Genomic DNA, 12,471 nt, shown 5'->3' with positions numbered 1-12,471 from the left:
GAAACGTGCTGTCGCAGCCTTGCTGGTTCCGTTCTTCGTAGCGCCGGTTTCTTCGGCTCTCGCCCAGCAATCCGAAGTTCTGAAAGGGGAGGCCGCCTTCGGTGGCTGGCGTGCCGACCAGCCCGGCATCCGGCGTCTGCTAACGCCACAGGATCTGCCGAAACCCTATGTCTCCGACTCCGCCTCGAACAGCCCGAGCGAGGTCCGGCGTCCGAAGAATGCGGAGCCGAAACTGCCCGCCGGCTTTTCGGCCGAACTGATCGCTTCAGGCATCAGCAATCCGCGCGCGGTGCGCGTTGCGCCGAATGGCGACATCTTCGTCGCCGACAGCCGCGCTGACCAGGTTCGGCTCTACAGGCCTGGCGCCGCCGGCGCCAAGCCTGCCGAAGAATCCATCTACGCCAAAGGGCTGAGTTCACCTTACGGCATCGCTTTCTATCCGCCGGCCAAGCCGCAATGGGTCTATGTCGCCAACACCGACAGCATTGTGCGCTTCCCTTACGAGGAGGGCGACCTGAAGGCGTCCGGAAAACCCGAAACGGTTGTCACGGACATTCCTGACGGCGGCCATTGGACCCGCGACATCGCTTTTTCGCCGGATGGCAACACGCTTTATCTGTCGGTGGGTTCGGCTTCCAATGCAGCCGAAGACCTCGGAGATCCCCCCGGAGGTCCCAAGGCATGGGCCGCCAGCGAGGCGCTCGGAGCTGCATGGAGCTACGAACGCGGCCGCGCCGCAGTCTTTGCTTTCGACGCCGACGGCAAGAACAGCCGCACCGTGGCCACCGGCCTGCGCAACTGCTCGGGGCTCACCGTCCAGCCGGCCACCGGCGAACCCTGGTGCGTGGTCAACGAACGCGACGCGTTGGGCGACAATCTTCCGTTCGAATACGCAACGTCGGTAAAGCAGGGCGCCTTCTACGGTTGGCCCTGGTATTACATCGGCGACAATGAGGACCCGCGCCATGCCGGTACTCGCCCTGACCTCGCGGGGAAGGTGACAGTACCGGACGTTCTGATGCAGGCGCATTCGGCGCCGCTGGGCATCACCTTCTACGAGGGCAATCAGTTCCCAGCCGAATATAAAGGCGATGCCTTCGTCGCCTTGCACGGTTCGTGGAATCGCGGCGCGCCGACCGGATACAAGGTGGTGCGGCTGTTCTTCAAGGATGGCAAGCCGACCGGAGAGTACGAAGACTTCATGACGGGTTTCGTCGTCTCCAACGATGCTGTGTGGGGCCGACCGGTGGGCGTGGCGGTCGCCAGGGACGGTTCGCTGATCGTCACCGAGGACGGCAACGGTACCGTCTGGCGTATCTCCTACAAAGGTAAGGGCTAGGCAAATTTGCGGCGTGCGTCGAGCGCAAGGCCGAGGCCGACCGAACCGAACGCATCGCCCTGCACCACCTTGGCGTCGGGCACCAATCCCAGGATGCTGCGCCGCGCCATGGGGATGGCGGTCGAGCCGCCTGTCAGGAATACGGCAGTGATGTCCGCAGGCTTCACGCCGGCATCGGCCAGAGTATCGGCAACCGTTTGCGTGACGCGACCGACCTCGTTGTGGATGGTGCCCTCCAGGCCTTGTTTGGTCAATTCCGCCGAGAAGTTCGCGCCGGGCAGAACCACCTCCACTGTTGCCTCGTCCTGGTCGGTCAGCGCGATCTTCGCCCTTTCCACCTTCGTGGCGAGCGCATGCCCGAAACGGTGTTCGACCACTTCGATCAACCTGTCGACCAGATCGGCCCGCGCGGCCTCGTAGCGGATCTGGCGCAGATCCAGCATGGCCTTCGGCGTGTAGAGCAGATTGATGCGCTGCCAGGTGGCGAGATCGACGAAATAACCCGCCGGCAGGTTGCGCTTGCCGTCCTTCGTCGGTGTCAGATAGCCGAGTTCGGGCATGACACTGGCTATGCTGAGCAACCGGTCGAAATCGGTGCCGCCGATGTGGATACCGCGATTGGCCAGGATGTCGCCCTTGCGGTCGCTGGCGGCGGAACGCTCCGGTGACACCCGCACGATGGAGAAGTCAGACGTGCCACCGCCCATGTCGACGATCAGGGCGAGTTCTTCGCGGTTGAGCGTATGTTCGTAGTCAAGGGCTGCGGCGATCGGCTCAAATTGGAAGTCGATATGCTTGAATCCTTGTTTGCGGGCTGCCTTTTCCAACTGGCTCTGCGCGTCGGCATCTGCGGCGTCACTCTCATCGACGAAACGCACGGGTCGGCCAAGCACCACATTTTCCACCGGTTGCCCGGCATGGCTGTCCAGCCGCGCCTTCAGGTGGGCGACAAAGAGGCCGATGATATCGGTGAAGGCCAGCGTGCGTGCCTGAATGCGCGTCTTTTCATGTGCCAGCGAAGAACCCAGCACGCTCTTCAGCGCGCGCATCAGCCGGCCTTCGACGCTATCCGTATAATCGCTGATGGCGCGGCGGCCGAACAGGGTGTTGCCGTCTTCGAAATTGAAGAAGATCGCTGAGGGCAGCGTCGCATTGCCGTCCTCCAGCGCCACCAGGCGTGGCCGGCCGTTTTCGATCACGCCAACGGTGGAATTGGAGGTGCCGAAGTCTATGCCGCCGAAAGCCGGTCGCATCGTCTCGTCCTGGATGTTTGCGTAAAAGGGCGCGACCTGTCGGTGCGGGTCGCGGCGGGACCGTGCGCGTACAGGAGCCGGGTCGAAATGTCGATGCCTTTTCAGGAAATTGTGAGTGGCTGGACCAAACACTGTGCCATTTCCAGGGGGCTGGCTTCCATGCGATAAAGCGCCGGTGTTCCCGAGGTTTTTGCGATGACCCTTGCCGGATTTCTTGCCTATTCCGCCGCCCTTGCGGTCGCCGCCGCCATCCCCGGTCCCGGCGTGACGGCGCTGGTGGCGAGAGCGCTCGGTTCCGGCTTCCGCTCATCTCTGGCAATGTCATTGGGGCTCGTGCTTGGCGATCTGACCTATCTCACCGCGGTCGTGCTCGGCCTTGCGCTGGTGGCGCAGAGTTTCGGCATGGTGTTCCTGGTCATCAAATGGCTGGGTGTGCTCTACCTTGCCTATCTCGCCTGGAGTTTCTGGACGGCCGGCATCACGCCGGAAACGGTCGAAGCCCGCAAGGGCAGGGATGGTTTCGTTCCCTCGGTGCTGGCTGGCCTTGCCGTCACGCTCGGCAATCCGAAGACGATGATCTTCTATCTGGCGATCACGCCGACCATCGTCGATCTCAAATCGCTGACCTTGGCTGACTACGGCATCCTGGCCGCCATCACCGCCGTCGTGCTGCTCATCGTCCTGGTGCCGTATCTGGCGCTCGCGGCGAAGGCGCGCTGGTTCCTGCGTTCGCCGCGAGCATTGAAAGCGTTGAACCGTACGGCAGCCGGCTTCATGGTTGGTGCCGCGGCAGCGATTGCCGCCCGGTCCTGAGGGTGTTTGCGCAAAGCTGAACCTGAATCCGGGATAATCAGGAAAACTGTTCCAGCCACCTGTTGTTTTCAGCACGCTGCCCACTCGGATATAGTCGGGTGGCGGCCTATCTTCCGTTGGTGAAAAGCCGCATAAGGCAGCCTCGTTTCAGGGAGCGAAATCAATGAACAAGCCTGTAACCTCCGCACGTGTTCCCGGCCGCGGCCGCATCTACAATTCGATTACCGAGACGATCGGCGATACCCCGCTGGTCAGGCTGGACAAATTCGCGAAGGAAAAGGGCATCGTCGCCAATCTTCTCGCCAAGCTCGAGTTTTTCAACCCGATCGCTTCGGTGAAGGACCGCATCGGCGTCGCCATGATCGAGACGCTGGAGCGTGACGGCAAGATCACCCCCGGCAAGACGGTGTTGATCGAGCCGACCTCCGGCAATACCGGTATCGCGCTGGCATTCGCCGCCGCCGCCAAGGGTTACAAGCTGATCCTCACCATGCCCGAAACCATGTCGGTCGAGCGTCGCAAGATGCTGGCGCTGCTCGGCGCCGAACTTGTGCTGACCGAAGGCCCGAAGGGCATGAAGGGCGCGATCGCCAAGGCCGACGAACTGGCCGCTTCGCTGCCGGATGCCATCATTCCGCAGCAGTTCGAGAATCCGGCCAATCCCGAGATTCATCGCGAAACCACCGCTGAAGAGATTTGGAACGACACCAAGGGCGAAGTCGACATCTTCGTCTCCGGCATCGGCACCGGCGGCACCATCACCGGCGTCGGCCAGGTTATTAAGAAACGCAAGCCTTCGTTGCATGTCGTGGCCGTTGAGCCGGAAGCATCAGCGGTGTTGTCGGGCGGCCAGCCGGGCCCACACAAGATCCAGGGTCTCGGCGCGGGCTTTGCGCCGAAGATCCTCGACACCACCATCTATGACGAGATCGTCAAGGTCTCCAACGAGGACGCCGTCGCCAATGCCCGCCTCGTTGCCCGCCTGGAAGGCGTGCCGGTTGGTATTTCGTCTGGCGCCGCGCTGCAGGCCGCGATCATTGTCGGCTCGCGGCCGGAGAACAAGGGCAAGAACCTTGTCGTTGTCATTCCGTCCTTTGCCGAACGCTACCTTTCGACTGTGCTTTTCGAAGGGCTTGGCACGTAAGTCTTTTCTCTCGGGGGCCGCGAGGCGGGAAGGCATTTCCCTTCCCTGGCCCCTGTGAAAAACCTGTTGGCCCTGCTGTTGCCAGCTTGAGTGCTGGCCTCGGCCAGGTCAAATCCACTCTGGTCCGAACGCCGGACCAGGGAGGAACAGCAAAAAATGTATAAGCTTTATACGCGTCCGGGCTCGGGCGGGTTCGTGATCGAGGCAGCACTCAAGCTGGCTGGCGTGGCATTCGAACAGATCGACGTGCCCAAGATGCCGCAACCCGACCCGGAATTTCTCAGGATCAGCCCGATGAACCAGGTGCCGGTGCTGGTCCTGCCGGGTGGTCATGCCGTCCCCGAAACGGTGGCGATCTCGCTTTTGCTCGCTGAGTTGCACCCGGGAAAGGGGCTTGGTCCGGTTGCCGGCGAGCCGGGCAGGGCGGATTTCCTGCGTTGGATGGCGTTCATGGCGACCGCCATCTACATGGCCAATCTGCGCTACTATTATCCACACCGTTCGACCACCGACGCTGCCGGCATCGCTGCGGTCAAGCAGGCGGCGGTTGTCGAGATGGATAAGGAAATCAGTATTTTGGACAGTGCGCTGACCGGCCGTGATTGGCTGGTGAGTGACAGCGGTACCATTGCAGACATCTATATGCTGATGCTGGTTTGCTGGTATCCGGACATGGATAAGGCGCGTCGAGCCTGGCCGAATGTCGAGCGGGTCTGCGCCAGACTGCGCGTTGATCCGATGCTTACCGTGCTCAATGGGCGCCATGAGATGTGGCCCTCCCGATCAGCCTGAAGGGTAATTTGTTCAGTTCAGGAGCGTCGCCTTCTTTGCGGCCAGGAACCGCCGCACTGCTTCATCGCGCTCCAGTCCGATCGCCCTTTCGTAGGCCAGCCGCGCCTCATCCCACCGGCCGAGTTCGGTTAGCAGCCCAGCTCGCGCTGCCCAATAAGGCTGGTAGTCGTCGATGCGGCGGTCGTCGGCGACAGTGTCGAGTTCGGCCAGCCCGGCGGTAGGCCCATCGGTCTCGCCGACGGCAACCGCGCGGTTGATGGTCACGACTGGCGAGCCGGCAACCAGGGCAAGCGCATCGTAGAATTGTCTGAGTGCCGCCCAGTCGGTCCTGCCGGTCAGGCGGCGAGCGATATGCACGGACTGGATTGCCGCTTCGATCTGGTAGCGGCCGAGACTGGAGGAACGGCCCGCGCGCTGCAGCAGCGCGTCCGCTTCCTCAATCAGCTTGGTATTCCATAAGGTCATGTCCTGCTCGCTGAGTGGCACGAAGTCGCCTTGCGCGCCTCGGCGCGCTTCACGTCGCGCTTCAGCATAGAGCATCAGCGCGAGCAGTGAGAGAGCTTCCGGCTCTTCCGGCATCAGTTCGGTCACCAGCCGGCAAAGCCAGATTGCCTCGGTCGCCAGGTTGCGGCGGCGCGTTTCGGTCCCGGCAGGATCGGTCCAGCCTTCGGCGAAGGCAGCGTAGACAGCCTCGAGTACTGCCGACAGCCGCTCAGGTAGTTCCGGCAGTTCAGGAATGCGGAAAGGGATACCCGCTTCCCGGATACGGGCTTTGGCGCGTACGAGCCGCTGCCCCATGGTGGCGGGTGAGATCAGAAATGCGGACGCGATGGTGGCGGCGTCAAAGCCGAGCACCGTCTGCAGGATCAGCGGCGCGCGCACGCCTGAATCGATCGCCGGATGAGCGCAGGCAAAGATCAGGCCGAGGCGATCGTCCGGCAGCTTCTCGCGCATTGCCTCTTCCTCCATTTCATCTTCGATGAGCTTGAGATGGGGTAGTGCCGCCTCGCGTGTCTGGCGTCGGCGATGCTGGTCGGTGGCGCGGCGGCGCGCCACCGCGAGAAGCCAGGCTTCGGGATGTTGGGGGACACCCGTTTCGGGCCATCTTGCCAGCGCCATCGCGAAGGCGTCTGCGAGCGCGTCCTCGGCGCCGGCAACGTCGCGCGAACGCGCGGCGAGGAAAGCGACGAGCTTGCCGTAGCTTTGGCGGGCGGCCGCTTCAGCCGCCGCCCGGGCCGTCTCCGTGGCCGAGGCCATCGCGCCCTGCCTTGCTGCTCAGTGGGTCGGCCAGATCGGGCGCACCTCGACTGTGCCATGGCTGGCGGCAGGGCATCGCGCAGCCCAGGAAAGTGCCGCGTCGAGATCGGGAGCCTCGATAAGGTAGAAGCCGCCGAGCTGTTCCTTGGTGGTGGCGAACGGGCCGTCGAGCACCTCTGTCTTGCCCTCGCGGACCTTGACCGTGGTGGAGACGTTGGATGGCTGCAGCCGCTGGCCGACCACCATGGCTCCGGCCTTCTCGAGTGCAGCATTGTAGGCCATGTAGGGTTCCGACATTACCCCTTGCATTTCGGGGGTCATCCTGGCGAAGGCCGTTTCGTCGACATGGATCAGAAGCATATATTGCACGACAATCTCCCGAGTTTCGAAGGCCGCGTCCTTGCTGGCCGCACGAATGTCGCGCGAGCTTGCCCGATTTCGACAGGCGATGCCGAAAAATCTTTCAGCCCCTGTTGGAAAAACGAAAACCGCCGGCGTGGGAGAACACCGGCGGTTTGAAGATCGGGAAGTTGTTTCGGTTGCAGCGTCTCAGGGGCATGCAGCAATCCCTGGCCGCAGCGGCCGATAGGTGGTCGTGCGTTGTTCGCCAGCGGGACGGGCGACCCGGCTGTCGTGACGGCTTTCCAGTGTCATCAGTGGGCGCTCACGCCGAGCGTGTGGGTGCGGCGAGCACAAGCCGGACCGGGACCGCGCATGTAATGGCGCTCGGGCCGATAGGTTGGCGCGATGAATTCGCGGATGGCGGCGGCGTAGCCTTTGAACTGGCTGAAGATGGTCATTCGTCTATTCCCTGTCCCGATTTTCGGATGTCCCGTCCGATTGGGTGCATCCTAGCGAGAAGGCGTGAATAGTCGGTGAACGGGATGTTAATCTTCGGGCGAAACCTCTACGAATCATGGCCGCAAAGTGGCGGATTCACGGTGTTTTGGCGCCATTTGACGCCTTTGCCGGCGCTGTGACTTTCGCGCCACAGAAGCTTTCGTTTGAGACTCGGAAAAACGCGGTTCGGTTTCGGCCTTTCGGCTGCGAAATACGGAAATGCTCACCTCGCTGCGGGAGTTGCCGAAAGGGCTGCTTCCTCACTACGCTGCAGGCATGAATCGCGATCTGTGGGAACGTGCGAATGGAGCTTTGGCGCTTTATCGACGCCGTCAACCAGGCAGGGGAGAGTCCCGCGGTGCCACGCGACCTGCAGCGGTTCGAGGAAACGACGGGAATCTTCCTTCCTGACGACTATTGCGCATTTCTGCTGGCCTGTGCCGGCGGCAGATGCCTCCAAAAAGTTTCGTTTGATTTTCCGAACGGGGTGTGGGCCGGATATGTGCAGGACGTTGGCGGCCTGCAGAAGGATCCGGTTTATTCGCTGGTCCACAACCGGAGATTTCCGCCATGGCCTCTGCACAACGACCTGCTGTGGATCATGAGTGACCATGGCGGAAATCCCATCTGCCTCCGGCTCGATGAGGGCAACGAGGGGAAGCTCTGCTTCATCGACCACGAACTTGCGCCCGAGGATGACGATTGGACCCTGGAGGAAGCCAGTTCCAGGGACTGGGGTTACGTGTTGCCCCTGGCGTCGTCGTTCACGGAGTTCGTCAGGAAGCTCCGGCGCAAATAGTCGACTTGGCTAAACCTCCAAGAATGCCTTCTCGAATGCCTGGCGACCTTTCTGTGAAAAGGTGACGACGCGACTGTCTTTTTCTCGGCGCGCCCATTTCTCGGCGAGGATCTTGTCGAGGATCGCAGCACCCAGCTGCCCAGCCAGATGCGAGCGGCGCACGCTCCAGTCGAGACAGTCGCGGCAGACCGGCCGGCGCGAGGGACCTAGCCTCTCCATGTCGATTCCGATTGCGATGAAATGCGAGGCACCGTTCGGCCCGAGCCGAATCTCCTGACCGTCGCGTACCAGGATGTCGCGGGCGAGAAACGTGTCCATCATCTTCACGGCGTGTTCGCCGGCAAGATGGTCGTAGCAGACACGCGCTTCGCGCATTGCCGGTTCGCGCGGGCCGGGGCGGGCGCGCTTGGGTCCGACACCGGCTGCTACGCCCATGATGGCCTCCAGCATGGAGGCTACCTGCGGCCCAGCCAGGCCATAATAGCGATGACGACCCTGGGCGGTGACGGTAAGCAACCCGCCTTCGATGAGCTTGGCCAGGTGCGATGATGCCGTCGGCAGGGTGACGCCACCCTCCAGCGCCAGTTCGCTCGCCGTCAGCGCGGCGCCTGCCATCAACGCCGTCAGCATGTTGGCGCGGGCAGGGTCGCCGATCAGGCTGGCGATACGGGCGATATCCGGTCCGTCTTTCATAGTTCGATCTCCATCAAAGCATTGACGCAAGAAAAGCACTAATTTGCGAGCAGTTCAAGGAGACGACGATGACCAGCCTGTCTCATCCTGTCAGTGCCGATGTCGGCTACGCCCGGTTCCGCTTTCGCTGGGTCGCACGCGGGCTGTGGTCGCTGCTGATGCGCCGTTATGACCGTTATCTGCAGCGGCTGGAGCTTGTCGAACTCGACGCATGGCAACTCGAAGACCTTGGCCTGGCGCCCGAAGATATACGGCGCGAATGCGCAAAGTCCTTCTGGCTGCCGCGATCATATCCCGCGTCTAATCCCATTTCCCAGCCGATGTTTCGATCGTGATCGAAGTGTCGATGCCCCTGCCGAAGGAGATCACCATGACCATCACCTGCTTCATCCGATACGAGATCGATCCGTTCAAGAAGGCGGCGTTCGAGGAATATGCCCGTAACTGGGGGCAGGCGATCCCTCGCTGCGGCGCGGACCTGATCGGCTATTTCGCACCGCATGAAGGCTCCGCCACGACAGCCTATGCGCTCTACAACATCGACAGTCTGGCGGCCTACGAAGCCTACCGCGCCCGCCTTGCCGCCGATCCCGCAGGCAAGGCCAATTTCGAGTTCGCCCGGCGCGAAAACTTCATCCTCAAGGAAGACCGGATTTTTCTGAAGCTGGCATCAGCGCCGCATGCAGCGTTGGTTAAGCCGTGACACCGGGCGAGGCCACCATACTCGACGGACATGCCGGTGAACCTCGATTGCTGGTCAGGCGCGTCGCTTCGTCGGGACCAAGCGTCATCTACGTCCATGGTGCGACATTCCCGTCGGCACTGTCAGTCGCGTACCGGTTTGACGGCCATTCCTGGATGGACGATCTGCACCGGCGTGGTTTTGATGTATGGGCCTTCGATTTTGCCGGCTATGGCGGGTCCGACCGTCCGGCCTACTTTTCGCGCTCGCCTGCTGGCGGGCAGCCAGGAGGCCGTGCGCCATGGGCCCGCCGGCAGCTTAGCCGGGTCGTCGCGCATGTCCTGGCTGCTACGGGTGGGGCGCGGGTTTCGTTGATTGCCCATTCGTGGGGTACTCTTGTCGCGGGACTCTATGCGGCGACACGGCCTGAGAACGTGGATCGCCTGGTCCTGTTCGGGCCGATCGCCCGGCGCGACGTCGCAGGCGATAGGGAAGCCCATGTGCCAGCCTGGCGGCTGGTGTCCATCGCCGATCAATTGTCGCGTTTTGTCGAAGACGTGCCTTCGGGGCATCCGCCTGTCCTGATCGAGCCGGAACTCGCGTCGTGGGGGCCGGCCTACCTTGCCACCGATCCTGGCAATGCGGCGCGCACGCCACCCGCTGTGCAGGTGCCCGGTGGTCCCGTGGCCGACATCGCCGATGCCTGGGCCGGCCGGATGGTCTATGATCCCGCGCGGATCCAGGCGCCGACACTGGTAGTTCGCGGTGCCTGGGATCGCGTTTCGGACGACCTGGACGCCGCTTGGCTGATGGGCCGGTTGGGAGGCCGGATCAAGCTCGATCGCAAACTCCCGAAGGGCACCCACCTGATGCACCTCGAAACTGGCCGCGTGGCGTTGTTTGAAACGGCTGGCCGCTTCCTCGCAGGAGAAACAAACCCATGATCGCTGTTATCTTCGAAGTCACCCCGGCCGAGGGCAAGCGCGACGCTTATCTCGGCATTGCCGCCAATCTGCGCCCGTTGCTCGACGGCATCGACGGTTTCATCTCCATCGAGCGGTTCCAGAGTTTGACCGACCCCGCACGCGTCCTGTCTCTGTCATTCTGGCGCGACGAAGAGGCGGTGCGAGAATGGCGCAACAGCGAGGATCATCGTCAGGCTCAGAAAGCCGGTCGCGCCGGCATCTTTTCGGATTACCGCCTGCGCATTGCCCATGTGATGCGTGACTATGGCATGTTCGACCGCGCCGAAGTGCCGGCCGACAGCCAAAAAGCTCATGGCTGATCGGCACTTCTCTCTCCACTCTTGCGGGAGAGGCCACTCTTGCGGGAGAGGGAAGTGCCGGATCGTCAGGCGTTTCCGATGAGCACCCCCGCGGCGAACACCAGCGCACCGCCGAGCACCACCTGGAAAGCTGCGCGCAGGAAAGGCGTTTCCATGTAGCGGTTCTGGATGAAGGCGATCGCCCACAATTCGAAGAACACGACGACTGCAGCCACGGAAGTCGCGGTCCAGAAATTCGTGATGAGATAAGGCAAGGCGTGGCCGAGGCCGCCGAGCGAAGTCATGATGCCATTGGCCAGCCCGCGCTTCAGCGGCGAACCGCGTCCCGAGAGCTTGCCGTCATCATGCGCGGCCTCGGTGAAACCCATCGAGATGCCAGCGCCGATCGAGGCCGACAGGCCGACGAGGAAGGTCTGCCAGGTGTCGTGTGTGGCAAAAGCCGCTGCGAAGATCGGCGCCAGCGTCGATACAGAGCCGTCCATCAGCCCGGCCAGCCCTGGCTGCACATAGGTGAGAATGAACTGCCGCCGCTCCGTCGCGGCTTCCTCATCGCGCACGTCGCCCGGCACATATTTCTGCTCAAGCTTGTGAGCGAGGTTTTCGTGGTTCTGTTCTGCCGCGGCGAGGTCGCCGAGCAGTTTGCGGGTGGAGGCATCGGACGTGCGCTTGGCCGCTTCGGTGTAGAAGAGCTGGGCCTGCCGCTCCATTTCTTCGGCCTGGTGGCGGACCTTGTCGATGCCCAGGGGGCGCACCAGCCAATCGGGCTTGCGTTCGTAGTAGTCCTTTACATGTTCGCGGCGGATGAGCGGGATGAGTTCACCAAAACGCTTGCGGTGCAGTTCGATCAGCAGGCCGCGATGCTTGTCTTCTTCTGCTGCCATTTCCTCGAACATCCTGGCCGAATGCGGATAGCTCTCTTGCAGACCCTCCGCATAGGAGCGGTAGATGCGGGCATCGTCCTCCTCGGAGGAGATGGCCAGCGCCAGGATTTCCTGTTCGGAGAGCGAGGAAAAGGAACGGCGGCCGAAGCCGAAAACACGGGAAAGCATGATGGATATCTCTAGTTTAGAATTATTCTAAACTATGCCGCTACCACCGGCCGGTCAAGCGTGACGGCTGGCTATCCGACAGTCGTCATGGTTTTGCGATGGTCCTTTTTATCGGCGAATGTTCACCTATATGTCGAGAGAAGCCAACCGGAGACCTTTGCATGACGGCTGCCAAGCGCACGAAATCCTTTGATCCGAAACCGGTTCTCGATCTCATCGCCTCGATCGAGGCCGACCTTGCCCGTCTCAAGACCATGATGTCGGTAGAGATCGAACCGTTCGACCCAGCCAATCCGCACAACAAAACGCCGGATGGCAAGCTGACCGGGGAAGGCGTCGAGTGTTGCTATCGGCTCTTCGACAAGGGTGAATCGCGCTATTCCGTCTCGCAGAAGATGAAGATCTCCTTCGCGGCCGCCACGCATCGTTTCAATTCCTGGCGCAAGGCTGGCGGAAACAAACGCAAGCCGACCTTGCTGGGGTAAGAAACCGCGTCAGCCAAAGCAAAACGGGCGCTGTTGGGCG

Annotated in this window: 16 protein-coding genes; 10 read left to right on the top strand and 6 right to left on the bottom strand. The window is 62.2% G+C overall.

Annotation, left to right across the window (positions count from 1 at the left end; all coding sequences use genetic code 11):
- Positions 1-22 precede the first annotated feature (22 nt).
- The gene (locus tag AO692_RS06375; RefSeq protein WP_161808050.1) at positions 23-1,339 is read left to right on the top strand and encodes a sorbosone dehydrogenase family protein; all 1,317 of its coding nucleotides are present in this window, start codon (positions 23-25) and stop codon (positions 1,337-1,339) included.
- On the opposite strand, the gene AO692_RS06370 is transcribed toward AO692_RS06375, so the two are convergent.
- The gene (locus AO692_RS06370) at positions 1,336-2,592 is read right to left on the bottom strand and encodes an Hsp70 family protein (RefSeq protein WP_054309179.1); all 1,257 of its coding nucleotides are present in this window, start codon (positions 2,590-2,592) and stop codon (positions 1,336-1,338) included. The genes AO692_RS06375 and AO692_RS06370 overlap by 4 nt on opposite strands.
- Positions 2,593-2,787: 195 nt before the next feature.
- Between AO692_RS06370 and AO692_RS06365 the strand changes: the two genes are divergently transcribed.
- The 3 genes from AO692_RS06365 (at position 2,788) to AO692_RS06355 (ending at position 5,341) form a co-directional block, all read left to right on the top strand.
- Complete coding sequence (locus AO692_RS06365) at positions 2,788-3,405, top strand: LysE family translocator (protein WP_054309178.1); 618 nt, start codon at positions 2,788-2,790, stop codon at positions 3,403-3,405.
- A gap of 163 nt (positions 3,406-3,568) precedes the next feature.
- On the top strand, positions 3,569-4,549 hold the full coding sequence (gene cysK / locus AO692_RS06360) for a cysteine synthase A (protein WP_054309177.1): 981 nt from the start codon (positions 3,569-3,571) through the stop codon (positions 4,547-4,549).
- A 156-nt stretch (positions 4,550-4,705) separates the two neighbouring features.
- The gene (locus tag AO692_RS06355; RefSeq protein ID WP_054309176.1) at positions 4,706-5,341 is read left to right on the top strand and encodes a glutathione S-transferase family protein; all 636 of its coding nucleotides are present in this window, start codon (positions 4,706-4,708) and stop codon (positions 5,339-5,341) included.
- Positions 5,342-5,353: 12 nt separating this feature from the next.
- Here AO692_RS06355 and AO692_RS06350 read toward each other — a convergent pair whose 3' ends face one another.
- The 3 genes from AO692_RS06350 to AO692_RS33375 all read right to left on the bottom strand — a co-directional run bounded on the left by AO692_RS06350 (position 5,354) and on the right by AO692_RS33375 (position 7,398).
- Positions 5,354-6,598, bottom strand: a complete 1,245-nt coding sequence (locus AO692_RS06350) for an RNA polymerase sigma factor (protein ID WP_054309175.1) — start codon at positions 6,596-6,598, stop codon at positions 5,354-5,356.
- A gap of 18 nt (positions 6,599-6,616) precedes the next feature.
- Entirely contained in the window at positions 6,617-6,967 is a 351-nt protein-coding gene (locus AO692_RS06345) for a YciI family protein (RefSeq protein ID WP_054309174.1), read from the bottom strand.
- Between the two features lie 284 nt (positions 6,968-7,251).
- A complete protein-coding gene (locus AO692_RS33375; protein WP_152979733.1) occupies positions 7,252-7,398 on the bottom strand; it encodes a hypothetical protein in 147 nt (48 codons plus the stop codon).
- A gap of 344 nt (positions 7,399-7,742) precedes the next feature.
- Here AO692_RS33375 and AO692_RS06340 point away from each other — a divergent pair, with 344 nt between their 5' ends.
- Positions 7,743-8,237, top strand: coding sequence for an SMI1/KNR4 family protein (locus AO692_RS06340; RefSeq protein WP_054309173.1), 495 nt, complete (start codon positions 7,743-7,745; stop codon positions 8,235-8,237).
- Positions 8,238-8,246: 9 nt separating this feature from the next.
- Here AO692_RS06340 and AO692_RS06335 read toward each other — a convergent pair whose 3' ends face one another.
- Positions 8,247-8,930, bottom strand: a complete 684-nt coding sequence (locus AO692_RS06335) for a winged helix-turn-helix domain-containing protein (protein WP_054309172.1) — start codon at positions 8,928-8,930, stop codon at positions 8,247-8,249.
- Positions 8,931-8,998: 68 nt separating this feature from the next.
- Between AO692_RS06335 and AO692_RS06330 the strand changes: the two genes are divergently transcribed.
- Genes AO692_RS06330 through AO692_RS06315 form a run of 4 tightly spaced genes read left to right on the top strand, consistent with a single transcriptional unit; the run spans position 8,999 to position 10,897 of the window.
- Complete coding sequence (locus AO692_RS06330; protein WP_054309171.1) at positions 8,999-9,265, top strand: DUF1127 domain-containing protein; 267 nt, start codon at positions 8,999-9,001, stop codon at positions 9,263-9,265.
- Positions 9,266-9,300: 35 nt separating this feature from the next.
- Positions 9,301-9,633: an NIPSNAP family protein gene (locus AO692_RS06325; protein WP_054309468.1), complete on the top strand. Its 333-nt coding sequence runs from the start codon at positions 9,301-9,303 to the stop codon at positions 9,631-9,633.
- Positions 9,630-10,556, top strand: coding sequence for an alpha/beta hydrolase (locus AO692_RS06320; RefSeq protein ID WP_082407228.1), 927 nt, complete (start codon positions 9,630-9,632; stop codon positions 10,554-10,556). Before AO692_RS06325 ends, AO692_RS06320 begins: the two co-directional genes overlap by 4 nt.
- Complete coding sequence (locus tag AO692_RS06315) at positions 10,553-10,897, top strand: antibiotic biosynthesis monooxygenase (RefSeq protein WP_054309169.1); 345 nt, start codon at positions 10,553-10,555, stop codon at positions 10,895-10,897. The genes AO692_RS06320 and AO692_RS06315 overlap by 4 nt, the downstream gene beginning before the upstream one ends.
- A gap of 65 nt (positions 10,898-10,962) precedes the next feature.
- On the opposite strand, the gene mbfA is transcribed toward AO692_RS06315, so the two are convergent.
- A complete protein-coding gene (gene mbfA, locus AO692_RS06310; protein ID WP_054309168.1) occupies positions 10,963-11,946 on the bottom strand; it encodes an iron exporter MbfA in 984 nt (327 codons plus the stop codon).
- Between the two features lie 161 nt (positions 11,947-12,107).
- On the opposite strand from mbfA, the gene AO692_RS06305 reads away from it, so the two are divergent.
- Entirely contained in the window at positions 12,108-12,431 is a 324-nt protein-coding gene (locus AO692_RS06305) for a hypothetical protein (protein ID WP_054309167.1), read from the top strand.
- The last annotated feature ends 40 nt before the right edge of the window (positions 12,432-12,471 follow it).

The sequence above is a fragment of the Mesorhizobium sp. 1M-11 genome (assembly GCF_001303895.1).
GTDB lineage: Bacteria > Pseudomonadota > Alphaproteobacteria > Rhizobiales > Rhizobiaceae > Mesorhizobium.
Note: the sequence above shows the minus strand (reverse complement) of the source record. Positions and strands in the feature narration are given on the sequence as shown.

Coding starts and splice junctions, on each gene's coding strand:
- AO692_RS06370 (WP_054309179.1), bottom strand. CDS start 2,592: ATGCGACCGGCTTTCGGCGGCATAGACTTCGGCACCTCCAATTCCACC.
- AO692_RS06365 (WP_054309178.1), top strand. CDS start 2,788: ATGACCCTTGCCGGATTTCTTGCCTATTCCGCCGCCCTTGCGGTCGCC.
- cysK (WP_054309177.1), top strand. CDS start 3,569: ATGAACAAGCCTGTAACCTCCGCACGTGTTCCCGGCCGCGGCCGCATC.
- AO692_RS06355 (WP_054309176.1), top strand. CDS start 4,706: ATGTATAAGCTTTATACGCGTCCGGGCTCGGGCGGGTTCGTGATCGAG.
- AO692_RS06350 (WP_054309175.1), bottom strand. CDS start 6,598: ATGGCCTCGGCCACGGAGACGGCCCGGGCGGCGGCTGAAGCGGCCGCC.
- AO692_RS33375 (WP_152979733.1), bottom strand. CDS start 7,398: ATGACCATCTTCAGCCAGTTCAAAGGCTACGCCGCCGCCATCCGCGAA.
- AO692_RS06340 (WP_054309173.1), top strand. CDS start 7,743: ATGGAGCTTTGGCGCTTTATCGACGCCGTCAACCAGGCAGGGGAGAGT.
- AO692_RS06335 (WP_054309172.1), bottom strand. CDS start 8,930: ATGAAAGACGGACCGGATATCGCCCGTATCGCCAGCCTGATCGGCGAC.
- AO692_RS06330 (WP_054309171.1), top strand. CDS start 8,999: ATGACCAGCCTGTCTCATCCTGTCAGTGCCGATGTCGGCTACGCCCGG.
- AO692_RS06325 (WP_054309468.1), top strand. CDS start 9,301: ATGACCATCACCTGCTTCATCCGATACGAGATCGATCCGTTCAAGAAG.
- AO692_RS06315 (WP_054309169.1), top strand. CDS start 10,553: ATGATCGCTGTTATCTTCGAAGTCACCCCGGCCGAGGGCAAGCGCGAC.
- mbfA (WP_054309168.1), bottom strand. CDS start 11,946: ATGCTTTCCCGTGTTTTCGGCTTCGGCCGCCGTTCCTTTTCCTCGCTC.
- AO692_RS06305 (WP_054309167.1), top strand. CDS start 12,108: ATGACGGCTGCCAAGCGCACGAAATCCTTTGATCCGAAACCGGTTCTC.